At 72.1% G+C, this 2,206-nt stretch carries 2 protein-coding genes and 1 pseudogene; all 3 read right to left on the bottom strand.

The window, feature by feature from the left end; translation table 11 throughout:
- Positions 1–969, bottom strand: a 969-nt coding sequence (locus F3J18_RS36820; protein WP_166917061.1) for a serine/threonine-protein kinase, incomplete at its 3' end; no start/stop codon positions are given.
- Entirely contained in the window at positions 966–1,886 is a 921-nt protein-coding gene (locus tag F3J18_RS36815; RefSeq protein ID WP_013689194.1) for a DUF3365 domain-containing protein, read from the bottom strand. The genes F3J18_RS36820 and F3J18_RS36815, both read right to left, overlap by 4 nt.
- Positions 1,883–2,206, bottom strand: a pseudogene (locus F3J18_RS36810) (hypothetical protein); the annotation flags it as partial. The gene F3J18_RS36815 and the pseudogene F3J18_RS36810, both read right to left, overlap by 4 nt.

The following is a 2,206-nucleotide window of genomic DNA, read 5'->3' as shown; positions in this document are numbered from 1 at the left end:
CGTGCGCGCCTCGGCGGCCGGCGGCGGCGGGGCCAGCGCCGCCTGCGCGAGCGGCGCGAGCACGATGGTCTGGTCCGGGTCGAGCCTGGCCGCGAGCGTTTCCAGCAGGGCCAGCACCTCGCCGCGCCAGTGCTGCGCCGAGGCGTGGCGCTGCCCGGGATCCTTGGCCAGCGCCTGCAGCACCATCGCGTCGAGCTCGGGCGGCAGCTCCGGCGCGAGGCTGGAGGGCGGCGCGGGCGTCTCGTCGAGCACCTGCCGCATCACCGCCGCCGACGAGCCCGCGAACGGGCAGCGGCCGGTCAGCATCTCGTAGAGCACCACGCCGGCCGAGAACAGGTCGCTGCGCGCGTCGATCGGCGCGCCCGAGACCTGCTCCGGCGACATGTAGCTGGGCGTGCCGATCAGCATGCCGACCTGGGTGAGCCGCCCGGTGTCGAGCTGGGCGATGCCGAAGTCGGTGATCTTGCACTCGCCGCGCGGCGCGATCAGCAGGTTGGCCGGCTTGATGTCGCGATGGATCACGCCGAGCTCGTGCGCGTAGGCGAGCGCGTCCAGCAGTTGCGCGAACCACACCAGCACGTTGCGCGCCGGCATGCGCGTGCCCTGGCGCGCATGCGCGGCGAGCCGCGCGGCCAGGGTCTCGCCGCGCACGTATTCGAAGGCGATATAGGCCGTGCCGTCGGCCTCGCCGTAGTCGAACACGCCGACGATATTCGGATGCACCAGCCGCCCGGCGGCGCGCGCCTCGTTGATGAAGCGCGCCGGCAGCGCGGCCTCGGCGGCGATGCCGGGCTCGCCGCCCGCCTCGCTCGCGTGCAGCAGCTCGCCGCGGATGGTCTTGAGCGCCACCGGCCGCTGGATATGCGGATCGGTGGCGAGATAGACCACGCCCATCGCGCCGCGGCCCAGCACGTTTTCGATGCGGTAGCGGCCGATGCTGGCCGGCAGCGGTTCCGGCAGGCGCGTCATGGCCGCGACCCGTTCGGCGCGGTGCTCGCGGCGCCGGTCTCGTCGAGGATCTCGAAGGCCGTCACCAGGCTGGTGCGCATGCGCCCGAAGGACACCGCCAGCGAGGCGATCTCGTCGCCGCCGCGGGTCGGCAGCTCGACGTCGTCGAGCTTGCCGAGGCTGACCGCGTCGGCCGCGCGCGACAGCGTCTGCAGGCGCCGCGTGACCAGGAAGTGCACCAGCACGTTGAGCACCACCAGCACCACCACGAACACCACCGTCAGCGCCTCCATGAAGCTGCGCCACAGCGCGCGCCCGCGCGCGATCGATTCCGACATCGGCACCGACACGAACTCCGCGCCGATCACCTGGTTCATCTGCCAGCCGAAGCCATTGGCCGGGCCGTACTTGTCGAGCATGGTGCGCGGCGCGGCCGCGGGCGTGCTGTGGCACTGCATGCAGGTCGCGTCGGTGATGCTGGTCGGCCGCGCCAGGAACAGCAGCTGCTCGCCGCCCGGTGTGCGCCGCTGGCCCGTCACCTCCTTCAGCGCGGGCTTGTCGTGCAGGTGCGCGATCACCTCGGACTCCCAATCGGTCGCGCGGTCGCGCGGATTGGTCGGGTTCAGCATGGTCGAGCGATAGGAGAAGTTCGGGAAGCTGCCCTGCAAGGTGTTCAGCATCTCGATGGCCGAGAAGGCCGGCACCGATTCGGGCACGAAGGAATACTGGATCTGCGTCGACAGCAGCGGCGTGATGTGCTTGGCGGTGTAGTCCTGCATCGCCTCGGCCGCGCTCATCAGCACGTCGGCGTCGTGGCGCGTCTCGTCGAGCGCCTGCTGTTGCAGCACGCGGTCGGCGACGATGCCGGCCGCGGTCAGCCCGATCGCGAAGATCGCGACGAACACGAGATTGAACTTGATGGCGAGCGACAGCTTCATGGGCGGACGTAGATCGAGGGATAGGCCGAGGGCGGGTCGGGAACGGGATTGCGCGCCGCGACGGCGGGCCGTCGCGGCGGCGGCGGGAATACCAGGTCGTGCCAGTCGGGCAGTTCGCGGATGTGCTGCTTCAGGTCGCGGCGGAAGGCCGGATCGGCCAGCCGCGAGCGGAAGCGCTCGGCGAAGCGCGTATCGGGCGCGTTGCGGGCCGGCAGGGCGCTGACCAGCCAGTCGGCCAGCTCGGCGTAGGCCGCCGGATGCGCGGCGTTGGCGGGCGCAGCATGCGACGCGGGCGGCACGGCCGCCGGCGGCAGCGCGCG

It is taken from the genome of Burkholderia sp. Ax-1720 (genome assembly GCF_011753035.1).
GTDB classification, from domain to species: Bacteria; Pseudomonadota; Gammaproteobacteria; order Burkholderiales; family Burkholderiaceae; genus Burkholderia; species Burkholderia gladioli.
The sequence above is the reverse complement of the archived record's forward strand: the minus strand, read 5'-3'. Positions and strand labels throughout refer to the sequence as shown.

Coding starts and splice junctions, on each gene's coding strand:
- F3J18_RS36815 (WP_013689194.1), bottom strand. CDS start 1,886: ATGAAGCTGTCGCTCGCCATCAAGTTCAATCTCGTGTTCGTCGCGATC.